Raw genomic sequence first — 24,189 nt, 5'->3', positions numbered from 1 at the left:
TCATAATCGGATAAATTTGAACGTGAACCCGAAGGGTTCACGTTCAAATTTATCCACCAGATTAGTCCCCCCGTTTTACCAGGGATTACCAATCATCGTAAAGGATGCCCAAAAGTAGGGATGGGAGAAGTTTATGGTGTCGGCTTCTGCTAGCTCTGGCGGCAAGGCGATCGCTTCGTTATTGGGCAAGAGTAACTGTCCATCTTGAATGCGAACCTCTCCATGCAACAGCGCCAGTTGGGTTTGCCGTAAAGCTTCAGAGCGGATCGGAGCTTGCTGCAATTGTTGATAAAACTCACTCATGAATCCTAAAGTCCCGACGTCGCTCACCGACCACAGACTCGCCAATACCGATCGCACCCCTGCCTGCACTGCTAACCCGCCAAATCCTAACTCAGACGAGGTATCGCCAACGGCAGTCTGACAGGCACTTAGAACCAAAAGTTCGACAGGTGGATCGTTGAGTTGCAACTGTCGCAGTTGATCAAAGGGCAACTGGCGATCGCCAAATTGAATATAAGAGTTTTGTGGGGCACCCGGACGGAATGTTGCATGGGTTGCCAGATGCACAATGCCATAAGGGGTCAGCCAGCGCTGATTCAGCAAATTGGCAACGGTAAACTCCTGGTTGAGGAATGCCACACTATTGCGCACTTCTGATGCAATGGTGCTAAGTTCTAATGGCACTGCCGGAAGGTCATCTAGCTCCGCAAAGTCCGATGCACCCATCGCCAATACAGGTAAATTACGAATATCTCGATGTTGGGTATCGGTAAGGCTAAGGCTGGGCATTAACCCAAGGCTATATTTTTCTATGAGGAACTGATTGCCATCATGCAGCACTGCCATCGGCATGGTTCTTAAGCCTGTATCGACGATAAACGATACATTCTGGATGTTTTCCTCAGCCAAGTCTGCTTCTAGCGGTGCAATCAACCATTGATAGAGCTGTTGGGCTGGCTCTAGATAGAGGTTGGGATAGTAACGATAACGGCTAATATTTCGCACCAACTCCTGATTGGTCTGAGTCACCATCGCCCGCGTCACACCCGGAACCCGATAGCGAATGATCTTTCCGTTGGGTGGCACGAGCAATAACTCTAGTTCATCATCCTCGCGTCGTTGAGCGGTTAGTAGAACGGATTCAGTCGGGTTTGGGCGATTGAGAAAATCAGTCATCTCTTGCGTGGCGATCGCATCACGTTGCCCCAAATCTATGCTGACGGGGATATCCGGTGAGACAAAACTGACGTAGACCAGTGCCGGTTGCACCCCAGTTTGGCTTTGGATGGCAAGCAATGGACGTTGGGCAAAGGTTTCATCTGGAATCTCTATGAAGTCTTCTCCGCCCTCGCTAAACTCATCATCTTCATCAAACTCGTCATCCTCATCCTCATGAATGCAATCTTCATCAAGTTCGCATCCTGACTCATCTACATCTTCGTCGGGCGTACAACCTGCACCGGGTTCACATCCTGACGGATCAACCGATTCTGCTTCCGTAATCAGTTGCAGATTGCCACGAGTAATACTACCTTCAAACGATTCACCCACATTGAAGGTTGATTCACCATCCGTAATCGCGCCCAGGCTACCGTTATTGCCAAAGGGTTCGCCAATCACAAAGGGAGTTTCGCCATTGCCGCCGTGCCGAATGATGACGGCACCACCCCCCTGTCCGCCAGCCGTTGAAATGCTGGCGTCTGTGCCATCACGGTTGGTAAATGTATCGGTTGCCCGGAAGAACCCACCCGCCGTGATATCGACGGTACCGCCTGTACCATCGTCGCCCCCCTCGGTATTGATCGAAGCCACCTCAACATCACCGCTGGGGTCAAGCGTAACATTGCCACCATTTTGGCTGGAGCCGCTGGCATCGATGACCCCCAGAGTAATGGCACTATCAGCCGTGACGATGATATTGCCACCGTTATTGCCGGAACTATTCAGATCACCCGACTCAATAGACCCACTACTGGCTGTAAGAGCTATCCTACCGCCATCCCCAGCATCTTCACCTTCAGAGAATGAGGACGCGTCTAACGCTCCTGTGACAATATTGCCCGATGTCGTAATGGCAATCGCGCCGCCATCCCCAGCATCGAACGTAGTAGAGGAGGAGGAAGAGCCAGATACGGTAGTGGAAGAACCAGAGCCAGAAGACGAAATTAAGTCACCTGTTTCGATATCACCCTCTGCATTCAGCCTGACCGCGCCGCCATTGCCCGTACCTCCGCCCTCAGAGAACGAAGACGAGTTTAAATCTCCTATGACAATACTGCCCGATGTAGTGATAGCGATCGCGCCGCCATCCCCAGCATCGAACGTAGTAGAAGAGGAGGAAGAGCCAGATACGGTAGTGGAAGAACCAGAGCCAGAAGACGAAATTAAGTCACCTGTTTCGATATCACCCTCTGCATTCAGCCTGACCGCGCCGCCGTTGCCCGTACCTCCGCCCTCAGAGGACGAAGACGAGTTTAAATCTCCTATGACAATACTGCCCGAAGTAGTGATAGCGATCGCACCACCATCGCCCGCATCTCCATCCGAAAATGAGGATGAGAATGAGTCTAGATTACCTGTTTCAACCTCGCCCACAGCGGATAAGCTGACCCGTCCTCCATCCCCAGCATCGCTATGTGAAGACGACGAAGATGAGTCTAAATTACCTGTGAGCATACTGCCGTCTGTGGAAAGCCTGATTGCACCACCATTCCCAGCATCTCCATTAGCGAACGAGGACGAGTCTAGATCTGCCGTTTCTATATCATCCACGGCAGATAAGGTGATTCCGCCTCCATCTCCAGCATCGCCATTAGAGGAGGACGAAGATGAATCTAAATTACCCGTTATCATACTGCTATCTGTGGTGATAGCGATCGCACCGCCATCCCCCGTATCTCCACCAGAGGATGAGGACGAGAATGAGTCCACATTACCTATTTCCATATCACCCCCAGATGTAAGGGCGATCGTTCCTCCATTGCCAGTATTTGCCAGAGAAGATGAAGATGAATCTAAATTGCCTGTTGTAATAGTGCTGTCTGTGGCAATGGTAATGACTCCCCCATTGCCAACATCGCCTAAGTCTGAGGACGATGATGAATCTAAAGTTCCTGTGATAATGCTGTCTCCTGCGGAGAGCCTGATTGCACCGCCATCCCCGGCATCTCCCAAAGAGGAGAATGAGGATGAGTCGATGTTACCTGTCTCAATAGCGCCCCCGGCAGTGATAGTAACGGCTCCTCCATTACCAGCATCTCCATAACTTGAAGACGAGAACGACTCCAAATCGCCCGTTACAATACTGGCTTCTGCGGCGAGTGTCAACGACCCTGAATTTGCTGAAGGCACGGTATGGGTCGTACTGATGTCGGTGACTGTAATATTTTGTCCAGAAATGGTGAGATTACGCCCAGAGGTCAATATCCGACTGCCGGAATTCATAACAAAATCCCCTTCTCCAGATGCATCGGCATCAGCCGTCAAGGTAATCGAGCCACCGCCTACCGGAAAAGCGACCGTAACATTGGAGTCCACGGTGATGTCGTTGGTAGCTTCCAGCACCACATTTCCTGTTTGAGAGTAGAGGGTCGAGCTATTGATGAAAATGTCCCCAGACAAATCCGACGCAAAAATGGTGGGGAGGGAAGTTGTAACCCCCGCACTGTCTGGACTATCCCAGATGGTGATATTGGTGGGGTCGAGCAACAGCGTTCCCAGTTGCCCCTGGCTGGCAGCCAGATTTACACGACCGTCAAATAACAAGTTTTGGGCACCCGATACTTCAACAAAGCCACCATCCCCCGATCGTGTCCCCCCTTGTGCCGAAATCGTGCCAAGAAACTGAGTTGTATCATCTGCCCAGACAACAACACGTCCGCCATTGCCTCGGCGCAAGGCATCCGCCGTGATCCCGGAATCATCGCTGACAAAGGTCTGGGAGGCATTAAACACCGTGCCCTCGCCGTGATAGTCGCCCCCAATGCGAACTGTTCCGCCGTCAGTACCAGCAGACGCATTCAGATCGGCACCGATGACAGCAACGCGATCGCCCAAAAGATTAATTTCAGGCGTAAAGGATCGGGCTGTAGCCGTATTCAGGGTGCCAGAGGCGATCGCTGTTCCAGGTTGAATGGCAATGGTTGAGCCACCCAGACGAATTGTGCCATCTGGGTTCACTGTGATCGTGTTAGCATTGTCCAGTTCCCCACCTGTCAACAGTGCTGGCAGGGACAGCGGTTCAAAGGGGATAGGATGCACCCGTTGATCCCAGCCGCCGTTGGGTGGCTGTAATTCCAGGCTGAGCAAATTGCCTGCTTGACTGACCCGCACCCGATTCACTCCCGGAATGGCGGCGATCGTCAGGGTGCCTCCCCGGACTGATAAGGTGCCTGTGTTAATCACCGTGCCAGCGACAAGAAATAGATTTTCGCCGGGGTTGACCGTGAGATTGCCTGCATTCACGATCGCCCCTGGTTGCGCCAGGGTAAAGGCAAAGCTATCGGGATGTGCCGTTAAGTTGGCGTAATTGTTGGAACCAAAAGCGTTGAAGGTGCGATCGCCTAACCCAATGCCTGTAGCAGTAGTGGCATAGAAAGAAGCAGGTAGATCCAGACGCGCATTTGCCCCAAACAAAATGCCTGCCGGATTGAGCAAGTATAGATTGGCATCGCCCCCCGTTACCCTTAGTAATCCGTTGATGTAAGAAGCATCGCCCCCCATCACCCGTGCCAGGATATTTTCGATATTGGGTCGAGAGCGAAAGTCGGCAATTTCATTAGCACTCAGCCCAAATTGCTCAAAACTATGAAACAGGTTTGACCCAGATCGAGTCCCTCCCCGGATGGTAATAGTGTTGCCCGTCTGATGGACAACGGTTCCTGCTCCGTTGGGTTCAGCGGTGACCGATTGTGCCAGTGCAGCACCGGGCAATCCGCCATAAACCGCCATGAATAAGAAAACCACACGAGGGGCGATCGCATGGATGAATCCCACGGTATGTTGTCCGGATGGAGAATTGCGCATCTTGTTGTTACCTGTTGATAGTCTCGTACCCCTGGAAAGGCTTTGCACACGTCTCTGAAGCGGAGGATGGCAGGGAAACCCTGTTGTCGTACCCCCTACGAGATGTCGGGCATGGCTGATTTTGAAGACAAATTTGAACGTGAAATCTTTGGTTTCACATTTAAATTTGTCTCGTTATTGCAGCGATTTTCAATTGCGTAAAACCAGGCTATTTTTGTGAGAGCCACGCGCAGCGCGGTTCTCACAAAAATAACGATGGCTTACTCAAGCGCAAACGCTGTAAGCAATGCCAGATTGCGTGATGGTTATAGATATATCAGTGGATTTTGAGAAACTAACTCTCTGTTATTCTTTTTAAACAAAAAGGCTGGACTTTCGCCTCAAGCCGTGACCTGGGCATAGCTGACAAGATACGCCATAAACACGCCCCCAAGCAAACCGAACAAGTGCATTTCCCACGAAGTATTGGAGCGGATTGTAACCGGAATAAAGATATAAACTGGAGCAAAAAGGATGTATACGAGCCACCCTCTGATATCAACACCTGCAATCGTCTCAATCATTCTGCGATAAAAGATCCCCACGACAATAGCCAAGATAAATCGCAGCAGGCTACCTGATAAGAGGCTATACAACAAAATGAAGCCAAAATAACCGTAGACTATACCACTTGATCCCACATGACAGGTGCTTTCACGTCCAAACAACCAGGTACCCAGCCCACAAATCAATGCAATGGCAAGGGTAACAAAATAAAACAAGTCGATGCCATTCAGGATAATTAACAATGCTAAAGGGGCAAAAACCAACGTATTGCCCACTAAATGAGCATTCATGCCCTCAAGATCTTGCTCATCAGGGTCTGCGCTATGTAAAAAGTGGGCAGTTACGATACCGGGTAATGCTAAAAATTCGCGGGGACGAATGCCGAAGACTACATTCAAACCTCCTCGACAAATACACCAATTAATCAGGTGAACAATCCATAGAAAGGCGATGACTTCGAGTAAAGCTCTAGATTGAGCGGTCAGGTCAATGGTGTCGGGTGTGACTAAATCTTTCAGAAACGACATAGGTTTGTGGGGGAAACTTCAGGTTTATGCACTGCCATCAACATGGCTAAAACGGTATCGATGCACCTTTTTTCCAATCACTCGCGCTGCCGAGGCGATCGCCATCAAAGTCCGTAACACACACACGACTTGAATAAATTTATACCTCAGTTTTAACAAATTCTCTCAAAGCTTCATAATCCAGGGCTTCGCACCTGGATAAATTATGGGTATTGAGAGCCGCACTCTGCGCGGCTCTCAATACCTTGTGCTTCACGCCATTGAAAAGCGATATACAGCATTCATCTACCGTGTTATATATCAGACGCAAAAGTGATGGGTTGAAAAGCGTCGCCTTTCAACCCATCACCTTTAACTTCGTTCATGTATTACAGCGCTTCGCGCTTGCATATGTTTAGATTTTTTGAGGTGTACCGCGCTCCACGCGGCACACCTCAAAAAATCTGTGGCTCAAGTAATTGAAAATGGCTGTAAGCGAGTCGTGCTAATTCATGTTTCATACTCTGACGTGCTGGATCGAATGAATCAGATCCTTCACGTAGCAAACAGGAAAGTCTCAGCCAACAGCATCCTCTCAACTTCAAACACTACCTGAGCAAGGTTTGCATGAGGATTGATATGTCTCAGGTCTTGCGCTTCAAAGATGCATGGCTTTAATCATCTCAGCCAAGTACCCGGCACTTCATGGCGATCGCTTCAGACTTCAGGCAGTACGCCCCCGTTGAATCAAATGCAGAATCAGCAATAACACAACAGCTCCAACAAAGGCGACAAAGATTGTGCCAGCCAGTCCAGGAAACGGTGAGGCGAGTCCCATCTGGGTAAAGAGCCAGCTACCAACAAAAGAACCCACAATGCCCACAACGATGTCTCCAACAATGCCGTAGCCAATGCCACCTGCTACGACACTAGACAGTATGCCTGCAATGAGACCGACAATCAGCCAGGTGATGAGATCCATCTTTCCTCCAGATGCTCGTCTGTAATTAGGAATGCGATTAGTTTACGCCCCAGGTTTAGAAGTGCGCATCTAGCGGTTGGAGGATTATATGGCGCTTTGCGCCCGGATAGATTACGGTTCTCTCACAACACCTTGTAGTTCACGCCATTGAGACAAGATTCGGAGAGGAAATGGGCGTTATCAGATGGGGTACAGCCATTTGCGTAAGAGTTGTGTGAGGCGGGGCATGATCACGTAGGTCAGCAAGACAACCGTAAGTCCTGTAACCATCAAGGTTCTGAGTACTGCAGGTAACCCTGCAAGTAGGGGCACCAGCCACTGATTGAGCAGTGATATCGTACAAAATACTCCCAGCCAGGTCACGATCGCCATTTTGTAGCGAGGCGGTGGCGCTTTCATCGGCTTGCTGGGAAGGGTGAACCAGGTTTCTAGACCAGTCAAGGTTTGAATCGCTTCTGGCTTTTCAATCAAAGGCTGCAACCGTTCTATCCAGTCTTGCCGCACACTCGATTCCAGCCAGGTTTTGAGGTTGTTGTAATGATCAAATTTGAGAATGGCTACATATTCGGGATGTGTATGATCCAATGGACGAATGACATTGACTCCGATGTGACCTTTAAATTGGTGGGCAGCTGCCGCAATACCATGCAACCATTCCTCATATCCTTGCTCACGTCCCGGTCGGACAGTATGAGAAATAATAGCCGTGACCTGATGGCTTGCGCCTTCTGTACCTATTGCCAAGGGATCTAACATTGTATGTGACCTCAAACTACTCCAGGGCATGTTTTAAAACTCGCTAAGAGGGTTGTTTTTTCGTGCGCAAAGCGCACGAAAAAACAACTTTTAAAACAGACCCTGGGTTTAGTCTAAACTCGAAAACAACGTTAAGAACCTCACAGGTCGTGGTATTCATGTAATGATTTTTTGTGGCGCGGGCGTCGCCCGCGCCACAAAAAATCATTCCTTTTTTAGGACTACCAACCTCACACCATGCAACGGGGATAACAATGACTGAGCAAGACGTAGATGCGATCGCCATTGGTAGTGGCATTGGGGGGTTAGTAGCAGCCGCATTATTGGCACGCTATGGGCAATCGGTGGTGGTTTGCGAAAGTCATAGTATCCCTGGTGGTGCGGCTCATGGGTTTTCGCGCAAGGGGTTTCAGTTTGATTCGGGACCTTCTTTTTACTGTGGATTGAGCGATCGCCAGTCTCTCAATCCTGTGCAGCAAGTCTTAAACGTATTAGGCGAAGAGGTCAAAGCGATCGCCTATGATCCTCTAGGACACTACCATTTCCCGGATGGTATGTTGCCGGTTTATGGGAATGCTGACGCCTATCGAGCGGCGATCGCCCAGTTTACTCCTCAGGGTGCGCAACAATTCGAACGACTAGAACGGCGATTACTCAAACTCTATGACGGCTTACGCCAGATCCCAACCCTGGCATTGCGATCGGATAGGCAAGCGTTACACCTGATCCTGAGCCGCTATCCGTTAGCCATGCTCAAACTCTTACCCCAACTCGGGTTGATTCAAGCGTCAGTCGGCACCTTGCTCGACCAGGAGGTGAGTGATCCGTGGGTTCGACGGCTGATTGATCTGGAATGTTTTTTGTTGTCTGGCTTAAAAGCACAGGGTACTGTTGCCCCAGAAATGGCATTTATGATGGGAGAGCGATCGCATTCCGTCGTTGATTATCCCATGGGTGGCAGTGATGCGATCGTGCAAGCCCTCGTCCGGGGCTTAAAAAAATGGGGGGGCAGCTTACGTCTCAATGCCCATGTCGAGCAAATTTTAGTAGTGCACGGTAAAGCGATCGGTGTCCGGTTGCGAAATGGTGATGTGTTGAAAGCTCCTATTGTCATTTCCAATGCGACCATTTGGGACACTTACACCCACCTGCTGCAACCCGACGACTTACCTTCAAGCTATCGCCAAACGGCACTGCAAACCCCCGCAGTCGATAGCTTTATGCATGTGCATCTGGGGATTCGTGCCGATGGGTTAGAGGGACTGACGGGCCATCATGTTGTCGTCCATGATGCCGACCAAGATATTACCGTGCCAGGAAATACGTGCATGATTTCGATTCCATCGGTTTGGGATGCTAATTTAGCACCGCCTGGACATCACAGCATTCATGCGTATACTCTGGAAGCCTATGCCGGGTGGCATCGAGATCAAGACTATGAAACCCGCAAGCGAGAACGGGCAGAACCTTTATTCCGTGCCCTGGAACGGGTGATTCCAGATATTCGATCGCGCATTGTTTTAGAACTGATTGGTACCCCCTTGACCCATGCCCATTATTTGCGCCGCTATCAAGGTACCTATGGTCCGGCGATCGCTGCCGGACAAGGTATGTTTCCCAACACCCAAACACCGATTGCAGGCTTATATCGGGTTGGTGATAGCACCCTTCCCGGAATTGGGGTACCTGCCGTGGCAGCCTCTGGAATTCTCTGCGCGAATACGCTGGTGTCACCCAAGCAAGTAATGCAGCTATTGGATGTATTGCAATCAGCACGTAAGTCCCATTAACATTTGCTGATTTTGATAGATTTTACGTCGAAGCTATCTGACCTATCAGGACGTAGTCTTGTCGTCGGATGGGTTAGCGTTAGCGTAACCCATCAAAATCATTGTGAATATTGGGTTTCACGCTATTCAACACCAATCTACATCAGAACGTTTGTCAGTCAATCAGGTTCCGATGATGGTTTTCTGCCAGGGATATGTTGCTTGATCACGTCCAGTTTGGTGCAGTGCCAAAAATCAAGATGAGTGATGATTTGCCCTGCATCATTCAGAGTCATTTCACTCCAGCCCGGAATATGAATACGAGGTTGCCAGGGAAGAGGTGTGTTCCAGCTGAGTGTCCAATCGGTGCGGATGTGATTGCCCTGTTGTTGCATATCATGCACCTGCATGTGGGGATTGAGAAACCAGGTATCAATAAAATGAATCATTTTTTGATAGCGATCGCACCCCCGAAACTCATTCATCGGGTCTTTGAAGTAAACATCTGTGGCATAAATGCTATAGGTTTGATCTTTAGGAAAGCGATCGTAATCTGCTCTTAAAATATCCAGAATACTCATAGTTAGCTTCAAATTTTCAATCATTGATATAGCGACGGGATAATCCTAAAAAAGTAATAATTTTTTATGGCGCGGGCGACGCCCGCGCCACAAAAAATTATCATATGAATACCACTACCACAGCAATAGAGAGTATACGTTGTGATATGAAAGCAGAGCTTTCATATCACAACCAATTTATCCTTCCTCTTCATTCCACAAGCGTTCCAGTTGATATCGCCACGCCCCAACTACCTGATTTCGTTCAGGCGCTTTCTGGTCAATGTCGCCCATGACGCCTTCTTGATAGAAGCGTTCTATATTTTGCAAGGTAGTTTCCAGAGATTGCCCTTGCTGTTTAGCTGCCCGAACAATCATGCGAATTTGCGTTTCAGCCAGTTTGTCAAAACTGTCCGATAAGCCTTTGCTATGAAGGGCAATCAGCCGTGCGATCGCCGCTTGAAAGTCTTCGGTTGTCAAGCTGATGCGACTATGTTGAAATACAGCCCACAACACATTTTGATATAAAGCATAGCGAGCTTCTTGGGTGTCATCAAAATTTGCTTCTAATAGCTGTTCTAAATACGGTTGAGCTTGCTGGATTGGGGCAATCGTAATCAGCGATCGCAACCAGGACTGATCTTCAGATAACAAGATCAGCAGGCGAAAGTTTTCTGCTTCGATTTGCCAGGAGTTTGGTTCAGCGACTTGAACCGCATCCCCAAATATATCTCTCAGCGTCGTTGAAATTTCCTCAGGCGTCATGGTAGATAAGGAGTGAGACATCATGGGGAACATAGCGCCCCTCCTCTATCGTAATGGACGTCGATTCGATGGGTGGATTTCAGTCAGACGGCATTGCTGACTCAATTCAGCTATAAAATTTGGCGTGAGAGCCGCGCGGAGCGCGGCTCTCACAAAAATAACGATGGCTTACTCAATTGCAGTGGGTTGAAATACGGCTTGATAGCTCGATACCAGGGCATCAATGCCCGTAATAGCCGTTCCCACGACCACCGCATAGGCACCTAAGTTGAGTGCCTGCTCTGCCATCTGCGGAGACGCGATGCCCCCTTCACAAATGACAGGAACCGTCAGTTGCTCAACCAGTTGTGCCAGCAGGTCAAACCCTGGTGGAGTCTGCTGTCGCGTCGCGTCGGTATAGCCATAGAGAGTGGTGCCTACCAGATCTGCCCCCGCTTCTACGGCGGCGATCGCCGCTGCCAATGTATCGACATCTGCCATAACAGGCAACGCCAACTCATGATGAATCTGGCGAATTAAAGAGGCAACGGTTTCATCATTGGGGCGATCGCGCTGAGTTGCATCAATCGCAATAATATCGGCTCCGACCTGGGCGATCGCCTTGGCATGATGAAACTGCGGTGTGATATATACGTCGTATCCCGGCAGTTGCTGTTTCCACAAGCCAATGATTGGCACAGACACCTGTTGCCGTACTGCTTCCACATGGGCAGGCGTATCAATTCGTACTCCCACAGCTCCCCGATTCACCGCTGCATGGGCGATCGCCGCAATCACCATAGGGTCATGTAGCGGGGAGTCCACAGGTGCTTGACAGGAAACCACCAGTCCCTGCTGAATGGCTTGAATAGAATCGGGCAGAGTTGTAGACATACAGGCATCCTGTTATTTTTGCGATCGATTATATAGCGGGTTAGGACGGGGTGCAGGGGTGAAACCCCTGCGTGGGGGCACCGCCCCCACCCCCCTAATGTCCTAACTAGATTGCTTAGAACTATAGAATGTGGGCGGAACCAAATCTTTGGGCACTGAGAGGCGTAGAATGAGAAAAAGATACTTTTCTTAAGAATCAAGTTTACAATTTGGACAGTTACCCTACGCCCGAGGAGTGCTCGAAATGATGCCTAGTCTAGAGTTTGCTGTTGTCGGCGATTTTCCTACCGCTTTTACATTGGTGTATGTTGTAGGGTTTATTGCAGCGGTTACGATTGGTTCGATCGCCTGGTACAACTCCAAACGCCCGCCCGGTTGGGAAGATAAAGAGCGCCCCACGATCGTGCCAAAGGTCGAGTCTCCTAAAGAAGATTAGAAACCCGTGGAGGTTTTATCGTTTAAGGAATGAGGCGTGAGTGCCGCGCGGAGCGGGGCACTCACGCCTTACTCCTTAGGATCGTGTGTTCAACTGTTTCTGCGAAATCGAGCGATAAAAAATCCATCCATATCCTGATGGTGAGGCAAAACTTTTAGCCATCCCTGTGCCGTAGTTAGGGGAGCAAAACGATCTGGATCAGGAGGGTCAAGGTGCCAGTTGGGGTGTCGTTCTAAAAAGCCCTGGGCGATCGCCTCATTTTCCAGTGGATGTAGGGTGCAGGTGGAATAGACCAAAATCCCTCCCGGTTTGACCCAGGTCATGGCTTGCTCGATCAATTCCTGTTGCAGTTGAGCCAACTCTTGAACCCGTTCCGGAGACTGCCGCCAGCGAGCATCCGCATGACGATGCAGAGTGCCCAACCCCGAACACGGCGCATCGAGTAAGACACGGTCTGCCTGCTCCGTAAATTGGCTGACGCTGCGGCTATCTTCGGTACAGATTTGTACGGATGCCAGTTGTAATCGCTCAACATTTTGCTGGAGTTTTTTTAAGCGGGTCGGATTGCGATCGCACGCCCAAATCGTGCCGCGATCGCCCATTAGCTCCGTCATATGAGTCGTTTTGCCACCCGGTGCCGCACAGGCATCAATAATTACCTCACCGGCCTGGGGATCGAGAACATGGCTGACGAGTTGAGAGCTGCTATCTTGTACCGTCCACCAGCCTTCCTCAAAACCGGGGAGCTTCCAGATAGCACCGACATTTTCGACTAACCGCAGGGCTTGCGGCAACAACGGCAGACGTTGCACTAAAATTCCCTGCGCCTGCATCGCCGCTTCGACCTGATCAAGTTCCGTTTTCAGCGGATTAATCCGTAAATCAATATGGGGTGGGCGATTTAACCATTCGCACAATCGCCCAGTTTCGTCCTCACCCCACTGGTCTACCCAAACTTGCACAATCCAATCGGGATAACTTTGTTGAATGGCTAAGCGTTCGACAGGTGCATCGGGCAAGTGTAATGGATCGCCCATTTCGGCTGCACGCCCATACTGCCGCATTAAACCATTGACAAACCCTGCTAATCCGGTAAATCCATTTTGTTTCGCCAATTCAACCGTCGTATTCACCGCTGCCGATGCCGGAATATGGCTGAGGTAACGGAGTTGATACAATCCTAACTGCAAAATCAGCCGTAGATCCGTAGGTTGCTGAGCCGATGTACGTTTAGCGAACTGTGTAATCAGGGTATCTAAGGTTCTTTGTCGGCGAATGCTACCGTATACTAGTTCCGTAATTAAACGGCGATCGCGTTCATCCCCTTGCCATTTGTTTAAAGCTTTGTCTAGAGCGACATCTGCAAATGCGCCCCGCTGAACCGATTGCAACGCTAAAAATGCCAACTGGCGCGGATTATGTAACAACAGCGTATACTAACGAAGGTTTGCTTGAACGTGAAGAATCTGCGAAGATAACACACTTGCAGCAGTCTGAGATTCAATGAGAATAGATATTGAAATCATACGTGGGTTTATGCAGGTAGGTACGGAGGGTCAGTTAAATCCTTGACTCAGATCCATGAAAGACGCCAGCAGCTTACACTTGCCTAACTTCAACTTCAGTCAATGTAACATGAGTCGTTCATTTCCTCAGGTTAATTCAAACCCACCCATTGGCGGACGATACAAGATTATCTGCCAACTGGGAGAAGGTGGATTTGGGCAGACGTTTTTGGCAGAAGATATTCACCTGCCTGGTGATCCACGCTGTGTTGTCAAGCAACTGAAACCCCGAACCAATGATGCCAATTCGCTGCAAATGGCGCGGCGGTGTTTTAATACCGAAGCTCAGGCGCTTTACAAACTGGGGATTCACGACCAGATTCCCCGCTTGCTGGCGCATTTTGAAGAAAACCAGGAATTTTACTTAGCTCAAGAATTCATTGAAGGTGAGTCGCTGGCGAAAGAATTGATTAAGGGCAAACCCTGGACTCAAGGACGGGCGATCGCCCTGTTGCAAGATATTTTGCAGGTGCTTGTGTTTGTCCATCAGCAACAGGTCATCCATCGGGATTTGAAGCCGTCTAACCTGATGCGCCGCAAACGCGATCGCCGGATCGTGATGATCGATTTTGGCGCGGTGAAACAGGTTGGCGCACCGACCATCGATCCTGAAACAGGATTGTCTAACCTGACGATTTCTATTGGCACTCATGGCTACATGCCCAACGAGCAGGTTGCTGGCAAACCTCGCTTTAGCAGCGATGTCTACGCGGTAGGCATGATGGGGATTCAGGCTTTGACGGGCTACAACCCCCGGCATCTGCGCGATGATGTGGATGGCGAAATTGAATGGCATCATCTGGCATCGCATGTCAGTCGCGACTTGCTCAAAGTGATCGATCGCATGGTGCGATATGATTTTCGCGATCGCTACCCCAGCGCGATTGAAGCGTTAGAAGCACTGAACCACCTCTCTACCTGGTTGATCGACCCGGTGCTGCCCTGGCAACCAACCTACACAACCGCAGAGGATATTGCCGATGACCCGACCGATATTGGGTCACATGCAGGGGCGTACATTGCATCGAATGCAGCGTCCGATGAAGGGCTAAAAAATGTTATTTTTCAGACGACTCCGTCCGACTTTACCTTACCCGATGTAGACACCACCGCAACCGATGCGACTGAACTGGACGCATTGCTGAATGCACCGACTGAAATGCTGTCTATGTCTGCCCTTGCCCAGGGGAAGCTGGTGAAAGCGGTTCGCCAAACTACCCCCTATCCAGTGCTGACGGAGCCGCCTGTTCCCCCCAAACCCAGTCTGCTCAAAACGCCTCCTATCTACATTCCGAAGGACTGGTTGGAGAAGACGCCGCTGGTCAGGTTGCCGAAAAATCGATCTGAATGGGTGCGTCTGGGTATCAATAGCACCTTGATTGCTGCCGGAATTGCATCGGTGATGGCAATTGGGGCTTTTTATGGGGTATCTCGGATTAAACAGTCGCAGGTGGGCTTAGCCAATCGAGGGTTGAATGTTTCAGAAACCTTAGCCTCAGAGACATTAAATTATAGTGAAGATCAGGCGGCGATCGCGATCGTGCGGCAAGCTGACCAATTGCGGCTGACCAAGAAATATACCGAAGCACTGAAGCTCTATGACCAGGCGATCGCCCTGAAGCCAGATTATGTCCAGGCTTACTGGGGGCGTTGCGATAGTCTCAATGGGTTACAGCGTCCCGACGAAGCAATTGCTGCCTGTGATAATGCGCTGAGCTACGACTCGCGCTATGCCCAGGCCGTCTATGGCAAAGCCAATGCCTATGGGCAACAAAAGCTCTGGCAAGAAGCCCTGGAGCTTTACGAACGTGCCATTCAATATAAACCTGATTTTGCCGAAGCCTGGGTGCAACGGGGCGTGGCATTGCAAGAACTGGGACGTGCCAACGAGGCACTCGATGCGCTGAATAAGAGCATTGCGCTGAACAACTCTGCCGATGCCTGGGCAGCTAGAGGGCAAACGCTATGGAATCTCAAGCGAGTTGATGAGGCGATCGCCGCTCTCGACAAAGCCTTGCAACTTCAACCCAACAATACAGCCGCACGGCAACTCAGAGACCGAGCCAGACAACAACTGGGGCGATAATTTTAGCGTGGCTTATGGAACTCCATGTTTTTGTGCGTGAAACCGAAGGTTTCACGCACAAAAACATCTCGTTGTGAGGTAGTACCAGGGTGATAATGAGCTATTAGCTGATTTCTCTGACTTCCTGACTGGCGATCGCATGTTGAATAAACAGTTGCATCAATTTTGGCTACCGCCTACCGACTCTATCCCGACTCGTCAGACCCGCTTCTGGCTCATCCTCAGCCTGGTGTTCACCGCAATTTATGGCTCGATTGAATTGCATACTGCCTTTAGTGGCGAGTTTGTCATTCAAGATGATGCCCGCCAGCATGTGTTTTGGATGATGCGGTTTTTAGACCCCGATTTGTTTCCCAATGACCTGATCGCCGACTACTATCAATCGGTGGCTCCAGCGGGCTATGTGGCGCTCTATCGCTTGATGGCATGGATCGGCATCAGTCCACTGGTGTTTAACAAGCTGCTGCCGATGATGTTGTCGTTGATTACGACTGCCTATGGCTTTGGTGTGGGGATGCAGCTGTTGCCAATTCCAACCATGGGATTTGCTGCCGCCCTGATGCTGAATCAAAACCTATGGCTGCAAGATGACCTGGGTTCGGGTACAGCTAGAGCCTTTGTCTACCCGATTTTCATGGCATTTCTCTATTACCTGTTGCGGCGATCGCTGCTTCCCTGTCTGATCACGATTGCTCTGGCGGGATTAATCTATCCGCAATTTGTTTTCATTATCTGTGGCGTGTTGATCCTGCGGCTGGTGAAATGGCAGTCAGGCTTGCGATTATCGAGCGATCGCCAGGACTATATTTTTTGTGGCACTGGGTTAGGGGTTGCCTTTCTGGTGATGCTGCCCTATGCGCTGGAGATTTCTCAGTACGATCCTGTGGTGACGCTGGCACAAGCCAAAACCATGCGCGAGTTTGGCGAAAATGGGCGCAACGAATTTTTTGTAGACGATTGGTGGAAATTTTGGATTGGCGGTGGGCGCACTGGGGCGCTTGCCTGGGTGATGCCTTTAGGGATGGCAGGCGTGCCCTTGTTACCGATCATCTTGCGTTTTCCCGGACTCTTTCCACTGGTCAATCGGGTCAAAAACGTTGGTATTTTGTTGCAATTGGGCATCGTCTCTGCCTTTCTGTTTTTTGCTGCCCATGTCTTGCTATTTAAGCTCTACTTGCCCAGCCGCTATGCTCAAAGCAGCTGGCAGATTGTCTCTGCGTTTGCCGGAGCGATCGCAGGCTTAGTCATTCTCGATGCTATCTTCCGCTGGATTCAAACCGCCTCTGCCCAATTTCGCCCCGGCTTGGCGATCGCCACAACTGCCGTTATGGTCATCGTTCTGATTGGCTCCCCTCATCTCTACCACTTTCCCAACTCCTCCTTTATCATTGGCACCTCAGCCAATGTCTACCGATTTTTTGCCCAGCAACCCAAAGATAGTTTGATCGCCGCCATTTCCCCCGAAGCCGATCGCATTCCCGCGTTTTCCCAGCGATCGGTTTTGACTGCACGAGAATACAGCATTCCCTACAACCTGGGCTACTACAACCAAATTCGGCAACGCACCCTCGACCTGATCAACGCCAGCTATAGCCCCAACCTGAGCGACGTGAAAACCTTCATTCGTCAATACGGCATTGATTTTTGGCTGCTCGATCGCGACTTCAGCACCTCGACCCGTGCCCAGGGCGATGGCGGACAAATCAACGTCACCCGCTGGTTACAACAATTTCAGCCCCTTGTGCGGCGGGTCAACCGTCAACTGTCCCAGGGCATTACCCCCGTTTTACCCAGCCTAATTGAACCATGCGCTGTCCTGAAAACCCGCAAACTCAGTGTTTTGGATGCTCAGTGTATTTTGTCAGCCCCCGATCAACCGCAACAGTAGGATGATCCCCACAGGGAGATAATGCCTCACACCTGAATCGATTGTGGGTGTTGAGAGCCGCGCGGAGCGCGGCTCTCAACACCTGATTAATGAATGATTTTCGTAGGGTCACGGCAATGCCGTGGTCCTATGGTGGGTGATTTGCGCATGACACATTCCCGCATCATTCTCATACCGATTTAAACAGACTGTACGGCATATCAATCTTCTGTGAGGGCGCATCGCGATGCGCCCCTACGGGATCTGGTGCGATCGCTAATTAAATTGGTATCAATGTGTGCAATGCCCGAACGAGAGATACAGCGCGGCGAATGATTCAGGATAGGGGGCTTATTACTAATCATTACTATCTGTATCAAAAGGCACTGGCTTAAGGCATCTTGGAAATAGGAGAGGAACGGACGACACGCACATTGCTCGTCTGCTGAGGTGTCCTATGGATTCTTTTGAATCTTCTCCTGCTCCTGCCCCATTGCCAGCCAAAAAAACAACCCTCAAATATCTCAAGTCGTTGTCGTTACAGCTTTTTCATCGCACCAAAGGGTTACTCGAAGCACAAAAGTTGCCCTTTGTTGCCAACAAAGCGTGCGATGTTTACCTGGGAGATGCGGATGCTGCCCACCGTGCCAAATGTCGGCGCATTTTGGGCACCCGCATGGAGTTAAACCCTGCTCAACTTCATCGGTTTTTTCACACCGCCTTAGGTCAAACCTTACTCACCTGGTTTGAGCGATTTTTTCATTTGCCCGGTGCGCCCAACAAACACCACCTCCTCAAAGATTTGCTGTTGCAGATGGCAAACGATCCCGAAGGCTTGTCTTTGCTCAGTATTTTGCGGCGATCGCCCAATACGATTCAAGTCAATATCGATCAACTTCTGTTCACGGCAAAGCGGGTGGAACTGTTGTTGCAGACTGCCGATGCCACCGTTGATGTGATTCGTGAACTGGCGATCGCCGAAGCCCATGCCGCACCGTTGACAACGGCTTATTCGGTGGATGCCCGACAGCCCGGAACCTGGGAGGTGAAACAGTATTTACTGGTCCTCCCTCCCTATCTTGCTGAGCAGACGACGAAACCCACTGCTCAACCCGAGTTAGATGTTCTGTGCTACGCCCCGTCGCCGTTGCCCGATGGCAAGATTCCTGTCGTTATCCAGTCTCATGGCTTAGCGTCTTCTCCGGAAGATCTGATTGCTTATGGCAAACATCTCGCGTCGCATGGATATTTTGTGGCAATTCCTCGCCATTGCGGCAGTGATGTCGAGCAAGTGCGCAATATGCTGGCAGGTCATTCTTCAGAAGTGTTTAAGCTAACGGAATTCATCGATCGCCCCCGCGATATCAGCTACCTGCTCAACCAACTTGAACGGTGCAATGAAACAGACTTTGCCGGAAAACTCAACCTCAACGCAGTGGGTCTGATGGGGTTTTCCTTTGGAGCCTATACCGCCTTTGCGCTGGCAGGAGCAGATATTCATTTTGAAAAACTAGAACGGGCGTGCAGCCCCGTTGCCGACGACCCTAATATCTCGCTGTTACTCCAATGTCAGGTATTGGAATTACCACGACAGCTCTATAACTTGCAAGACGATCGCATTCAGGCAATTTTAGTGCTAGATTCGCTGGGAAGTGAAGTCTTTGGAGCAGAAGGGATTGAAAAAATTCAGATTCCTACCTTATTAATCGCTGGCAGCCAGGATACGGCTGCTCCCCTTGCCCTGGAACAAATCCGCATTTTTCAGTGGCTTAAAGCACCACAGCACTATTTAGCATTAATGAAAGGAAAAACCCACATTCAAGACTTGCAACGCTTGGTCAATAACCTGAATTTGCAGATCAAACTGTCGCCCCATCGTTCTTCATCACCTGAAAATGCACCTTTTGAGAATTACATCAACAGCCTCAGCCTGGTATTTTTTAACCAGCATCTCACCGTTCCCGATCGATCGATTCCTCCTCTAAGTGCCGCCTATGCGGCATCTATTAGCCGTAGCCCTTATGATCTCTGGTTGCTCAGTCAAGCCTCTAGCCCACACCTCCGAGAAAACCTGCAACGCCTGGAAACCTCCCTAATTGCCCAGGCGATTGATTCATCTATTCACTCCTAGGATCTGTTTTAAAAGTTGTTTTTTCGTGTGCGAAGCGCACGAAAAAACAACCTTCTTAGCGAGTTTTAAAACTCGCCCTGGTGTTGCGAACACTAAATTTTGCACCATGGGGTGTGGGGGCGCAGCCCCCACGCAGGGGTGGAACCCCTGCACCCCGTTGTCAAACGTTTCATTGGGTCTACTAGCTGTTTAGGATCACAAATTCATTAAAACCCGGACGTCTATTTTTGTCAGCGCAGCGGAGCCGCGCTGACAAAAATAAATCTTCGGTTTTATTAAATCTACGATCCTTAGCCATATCAACCGATTTGGAGACTGGGTTTATGCCACATACTGAAGGCACGATGATGGGCGCAGATGGGTTAGCGCTGTATTATCAAAACTGGCATCCTGACATGCAACCCAAAGCGACCCTGGCAATTGTGCATGGGTTGGGAAGCCATAGTCAGTTATTTCAATCGATTGCAGCTGCGCTTGTGCCACTGGGTTATGCCGTCTATGCGATCGATCTGCGCGGACATGGGCGATCGCCCGGTCAACGGGGGTATATCAATCGCTGGGATGAATTTCGCCAGGATTTCGATCGCTTCAGACAGCTCATTGTTGACCAGCATCCTCACTGCCCCTGTTTTGCGCTAGGGCATAGCCTGGGTGCCATTATTTTGCTTGACTATGTGTTGCACTATCCCAATACGCTGGCAGGCATTATTACTATGGCTCCCGTGCTCAAGCCAGCAGGAGTTCCTCCCATTCGCCTAATCATTGGGCAGTTGCTCTCTCGCATCTTTCCTCGTTTTACCCTGGATACGGGCATTCCCCGCAATGCCTGTTCCCACGACCCTACTATCGTGACGCTCTACAATAACGACCCGCTACGGCATACCAAAGGCACGGCACGCTTGGCAACCGAGTTTCTGAAAACAGCTCAATCCGTGCAATCTCAGCTTTCTCAGGTGCAAACCCCGATTTTGACGCTCCATGGCAGTGATGATATTGTGGCGCTACCGGAGAATAGCGATCGCCTGTTTGAACACGTTGCAGCGGTCGATCGAGAATATCGCAACTATCCGGGCGGCTGTCATGATCTACACATTGACCCGTATACACCGCAGGTGATTCATGATATTGCTAACTGGTTAGATCGCCATGTCAAAGGAGAAGTGAGTCTTTGTAATCTCAGCGATCCGCTAAAATTGTGACCCGTACCGCTTATTTTTTTCATCCCTATGCCCCGACTGATTGTTGCCACCAGTAACCCCGGTAAAGTCCAAGAGATGCAAGCGTATCTGACCGATTTGCCGTGTGAATTAGCCTTAAAGCCCGATGACATCGAGGTCGAAGAAACAGGTGCAAACTTTCTAGAAAATGCCTGTCTGAAAGCCTCCGAAGTTGCCAAAGCGCTAGGTGAATGGGCGATCGCCGATGATTCGGGGTTGATGGTTGATGCGCTGGATGGCGCACCAGGGCTTTATTCTGCTCGCTATGGCAAAGATACACCCGATCGGATTCGGCGATTGTTAACGGAACTGGGTGATAACCCCAACCGTCAGGCTAAATTTGTCTGTGCTGTGGCGATCGCACGTCCCGATGGTTCGATTGCCTTAGAAACAGAAGGAATCTGCCGGGGAGAAATTTTGTATGCACCCCAGGGCGACGGTGGGTTTGGCTATGACCCGGTCTTTTATGTCCCAGAGTGTCAGATGACCTTTGCTGAAATGCCTGCTGCCACGAAACACGCCATCAGCCATCGCGGTCGAGCCTTTGAAGCATTACTACCCCCCTTAAAAACCCTGTTAACCGCAGAAATTAAATAAAGGTGCGATTTTTTGTAGCGCGGGCGATGCCTGAGGTTTCACAGCCCTAACAGCGGTGCGATCGCCCCCAACAATTTATGAAACTCGGTCACCAAGACGGTTGCCATCGGCACTGCTGTGGGTACTGCATCGACAATGCGGCGTAAAAATCGTATTGCCTTTGCCCCCACAGTTGTCTTCTCCGGTTCTGGGGCTTGTGCCGCTTCTGCCAACAGCTTGACTTGCTCCAGTGCATCGGTTTTGTCGTCTGCCGATAGCAATGCCGGATCAGCAGTTTCTAAAATGGCTTGCAGTTGGGTCAGTAATTCCTTGATGCCAATTTCGCCGCTAGGGGCATCGGAGAGTTGCTGGATTGTATTCGTCACCCTGCCGCTGATGTCGCCCAAGTTGAGTGATCCAGTAGCCGTAAAATCACCACCTACATCGCCAATCTGAATTTTGCGACTGGAATCAAAACTGTTGGTCATAGCCTTACCCTCTGCCGTAGCAGTTGCACTAACAGTCAAATTCGATAGAATATTGCCTAAATTATTGATTGCCGTTGTTGCCAGTTCTCGAAGCTCTTCCTTATGAGAATTTGCTGCGTCCAGCAATGCACGATTTTTCTCAGCTTCTCGTATCACAGCAGTATATTCTGTGTCCCAGGTGCGTTCGATGTTGCCCTTGTCGGCAGTTTCAGGAACGGCGATCGTTAGCTTGACATCATTACCCACTTTTTCGATTGCCTGAATCGACTCTGGCGTAATCTCTGGGTTTTCTTCCATGAGTTTTTGAAACGCGGCTTGAAACGCTTCGGGATTGACGCCATTGCGTAACAACAACTCCACGGTTTTGATAATTTTGCGATACAGCTTCTCAAAATCGCCCGGTTGAAACACTTTATCGGGGTCATGAGGTCGTCTATCGCGACTGCCGTAAGCATTGGGTTTCTCTAGTAAAAACACATACTGACAATCCACCCGATCGAATTTGGTTGTGGAATCTATATTCCAGCCCTGAAGACAAGCACCCGTCAGGTATGCCCCAGTAAAATCCGTCTCCAGACACAACGCTTCGGTGAAGTTAGCATCCTTAAGGTTGGCATCCCGTAACGTTGCCTCATTCAGATTGGCTCCCTTGAGATTGGCTTTTTCCAGATTGACACCCACCAAATTGGCTCCCCGCAAATTGGCATTCTGAAACTCTTTGCCATAGCCATTCAAAGACACCAACAGATCTTGGATGGGCAACTCTGCCAAAATCGACTCACCCATGCGGGCACGGTTAAGCTGCTCTGCCCCTTTCCAGCAGACCCGATGCAAAGTGGCATGGCGAAAATTTGTACTTTTTAACCGGGCTTTACTAAAATCTGCATCAGTCAGATCCGCTTGATAGAAACGGGTACCGCCTAGCGCTCCCAATGCCAGCCCAAAATTTCGGATCACAAAAAAATTGGGATCGCCCCCGAAGGCTCGTTGCGCCGAATAAATACCTAAAATAAACGACAGAACTACAAGTGCGACCGTGAGTGCGAGTGCGACCGAAACAGAAACGGAAACGGAAACGGGACTTATATCTGTTAATACAATTGCGCCTATTAATGCGACTCCAACTTCAATTACAACTGCGATTATAGTTTTATCTACGTCTATAAGTGTGATTGCACCTACTATCGAGCCTACGATTATACCTGCGACTGCAACTGCACCTCCTCCTGCGAGCGCAAGCACAGCTACACCTGCACCTGAAATTGAGCCTATACCTGTGATTGCAATCGTAACTACTATTGCGCTTACAATTATGTCTGTGACTACAATCAGTCCAGCTGTTCTAGCAGTGAAGCCATACCGGAGAATTGCAACTGATGCCGTGAAGATCACGGTAAAATAAACGCCTGTTACAGTACTATCTGAAATTAACCAGATTTCACTATAGTTAAAAGCCCAAGGACGTGGGAAGTAATAGGCGAGCCAATAGCCAGAGTAACCTTGAAGAAATCCTGTCAGCACTGCAATCAGAGAGATCAAGAGCAGTTGACCCGCTACCCAGCGTTTTTGCAGTCCGGCTTGGGTGCAGCTAAAGTTTGTTTTTGTTAAGATTGCCCGGGCAAAATTGGCTCCCCGGATATCTGTCCCACTAAAATCTGCCCCGCTCAGGTTTTGCCCCTTAAAGTTACATCCGCGCAAATTTTCGCCCCGAAAATCGCGGTCTCCCTGGGCATAACGGTTGATAATCTCGGCAGCTTTCATCGGCATTCGGGGGTCAAGGATCTCGTAGGCAAGGGGCTTAAGCCTCTTGTTCCAACCGTTGCAATCATTCAGGCAAGGGGCTTAAGCCTCTTGTTCCAACCGTTGCACTCGTTTAGATGATCAACTTATTCTTACAAGCTGCCATACAATCCGTAAATTTCCCTACAGGTGTAACATAACTTGGGTGCGATCGGGTAGTGCTAAGCATAGGCACTACGAAAGTCAGGACTTGACTGCTTGATAGGACAGATATGCCCTCACCCCAAACCCCTCTCCC

Annotated in this window: 16 protein-coding genes; 7 read left to right on the top strand and 9 right to left on the bottom strand. The window is 50.0% G+C overall.

Translation table 11 applies throughout. The annotated features are described in order from the left end of the window. Positions 1–75 precede the first annotated feature (75 nt). From ACR6Z4_RS02530 to ACR6Z4_RS02515, 4 genes are all read right to left on the bottom strand, one after another. A complete protein-coding gene (locus ACR6Z4_RS02530) occupies positions 76–5,028 on the bottom strand; it encodes a CHAT domain-containing protein (RefSeq protein WP_479715636.1) in 4,953 nt (1,650 codons plus the stop codon). Positions 5,029–5,408: 380 nt separating this feature from the next. Beyond that, the gene (locus ACR6Z4_RS02525; protein WP_479715635.1) at positions 5,409–6,101 is read right to left on the bottom strand and encodes a rhomboid family intramembrane serine protease; all 693 of its coding nucleotides are present in this window, start codon (positions 6,099–6,101) and stop codon (positions 5,409–5,411) included. A gap of 703 nt (positions 6,102–6,804) precedes the next feature. Next, positions 6,805–7,062 carry a GlsB/YeaQ/YmgE family stress response membrane protein gene (locus tag ACR6Z4_RS02520; protein ID WP_479715634.1) on the bottom strand — a complete coding sequence of 86 codons (258 nt, stop codon included), beginning with the start codon at positions 7,060–7,062 and terminating at the stop codon, positions 6,805–6,807. A 180-nt stretch (positions 7,063–7,242) separates the two neighbouring features. After that, positions 7,243–7,818: an antibiotic biosynthesis monooxygenase gene (locus ACR6Z4_RS02515; protein ID WP_479715633.1), complete on the bottom strand. Its 576-nt coding sequence runs from the start codon at positions 7,816–7,818 to the stop codon at positions 7,243–7,245. 254 nt (positions 7,819–8,072) lie between these two features. Here ACR6Z4_RS02515 and ACR6Z4_RS02510 point away from each other — a divergent pair, with 254 nt between their 5' ends. After that, a complete protein-coding gene (locus ACR6Z4_RS02510) occupies positions 8,073–9,608 on the top strand; it encodes a phytoene desaturase family protein (protein WP_479715632.1) in 1,536 nt (511 codons plus the stop codon). A gap of 158 nt (positions 9,609–9,766) precedes the next feature. Here ACR6Z4_RS02510 and ACR6Z4_RS02505 read toward each other — a convergent pair whose 3' ends face one another. The 3 genes from ACR6Z4_RS02505 to ACR6Z4_RS02495 all read right to left on the bottom strand — a co-directional run bounded on the left by ACR6Z4_RS02505 (position 9,767) and on the right by ACR6Z4_RS02495 (position 11,785). Beyond that, complete coding sequence (locus tag ACR6Z4_RS02505; RefSeq protein WP_479715631.1) at positions 9,767–10,168, bottom strand: DUF2358 domain-containing protein; 402 nt, start codon at positions 10,166–10,168, stop codon at positions 9,767–9,769. Positions 10,169–10,345: 177 nt separating this feature from the next. Further along, entirely contained in the window at positions 10,346–10,912 is a 567-nt protein-coding gene (locus tag ACR6Z4_RS02500) for a hypothetical protein (RefSeq protein ID WP_479715630.1), read from the bottom strand. Between the two features lie 168 nt (positions 10,913–11,080). After that, a complete protein-coding gene (locus ACR6Z4_RS02495; protein ID WP_479715629.1) occupies positions 11,081–11,785 on the bottom strand; it encodes an N-acetylmannosamine-6-phosphate 2-epimerase in 705 nt (234 codons plus the stop codon). A 244-nt stretch (positions 11,786–12,029) separates the two neighbouring features. Here ACR6Z4_RS02495 and psb35 point away from each other — a divergent pair, with 244 nt between their 5' ends. Further along, a complete protein-coding gene (gene psb35 / locus ACR6Z4_RS02490) occupies positions 12,030–12,221 on the top strand; it encodes a photosystem II assembly protein Psb35 (protein ID WP_479715628.1) in 192 nt (63 codons plus the stop codon). Positions 12,222–12,310: 89 nt separating this feature from the next. On the opposite strand, the gene ACR6Z4_RS02485 is transcribed toward psb35, so the two are convergent. Continuing rightward, positions 12,311–13,648 carry a 16S rRNA (cytosine(967)-C(5))-methyltransferase gene (locus ACR6Z4_RS02485; protein ID WP_479715627.1) on the bottom strand — a complete coding sequence of 446 codons (1,338 nt, stop codon included), beginning with the start codon at positions 13,646–13,648 and terminating at the stop codon, positions 12,311–12,313. 208 nt (positions 13,649–13,856) lie between these two features. On the opposite strand from ACR6Z4_RS02485, the gene ACR6Z4_RS02480 reads away from it, so the two are divergent. The 5 genes from ACR6Z4_RS02480 (at position 13,857) to rdgB (ending at position 21,684) form a co-directional block, all read left to right on the top strand. Continuing rightward, a complete protein-coding gene (locus ACR6Z4_RS02480) occupies positions 13,857–15,872 on the top strand; it encodes a protein kinase domain-containing protein (protein WP_479715626.1) in 2,016 nt (671 codons plus the stop codon). Positions 15,873–16,011: 139 nt separating this feature from the next. Next, a complete protein-coding gene (locus tag ACR6Z4_RS02475) occupies positions 16,012–17,760 on the top strand; it encodes a hypothetical protein (RefSeq protein WP_479715625.1) in 1,749 nt (582 codons plus the stop codon). Between the two features lie 436 nt (positions 17,761–18,196). Next, positions 18,197–19,870 (top strand): alpha/beta hydrolase, encoded by a 1,674-nt coding sequence (locus ACR6Z4_RS02470; protein WP_479715624.1) that lies wholly within the window; start codon positions 18,197–18,199, stop codon positions 19,868–19,870. 323 nt (positions 19,871–20,193) lie between these two features. Next, positions 20,194–21,069: a lysophospholipase gene (locus ACR6Z4_RS02465; RefSeq protein ID WP_479715623.1), complete on the top strand. Its 876-nt coding sequence runs from the start codon at positions 20,194–20,196 to the stop codon at positions 21,067–21,069. Positions 21,070–21,096: 27 nt separating this feature from the next. Beyond that, the gene (gene rdgB / locus ACR6Z4_RS02460) at positions 21,097–21,684 is read left to right on the top strand and encodes an RdgB/HAM1 family non-canonical purine NTP pyrophosphatase (protein WP_479715622.1); all 588 of its coding nucleotides are present in this window, start codon (positions 21,097–21,099) and stop codon (positions 21,682–21,684) included. A gap of 38 nt (positions 21,685–21,722) precedes the next feature. On the opposite strand, the gene ACR6Z4_RS02455 is transcribed toward rdgB, so the two are convergent. Continuing rightward, positions 21,723–23,912 carry a pentapeptide repeat-containing protein gene (locus ACR6Z4_RS02455; RefSeq protein WP_479715621.1) on the bottom strand — a complete coding sequence of 730 codons (2,190 nt, stop codon included), beginning with the start codon at positions 23,910–23,912 and terminating at the stop codon, positions 21,723–21,725. Between the last annotated feature and the right edge of the window lie 277 nt (positions 23,913–24,189).

It is taken from the genome of Calyptranema fuscum S582, from assembly GCF_055793305.1.
Note: the sequence above shows the minus strand (reverse complement) of the source record. Positions and strands in the feature narration are given on the sequence as shown.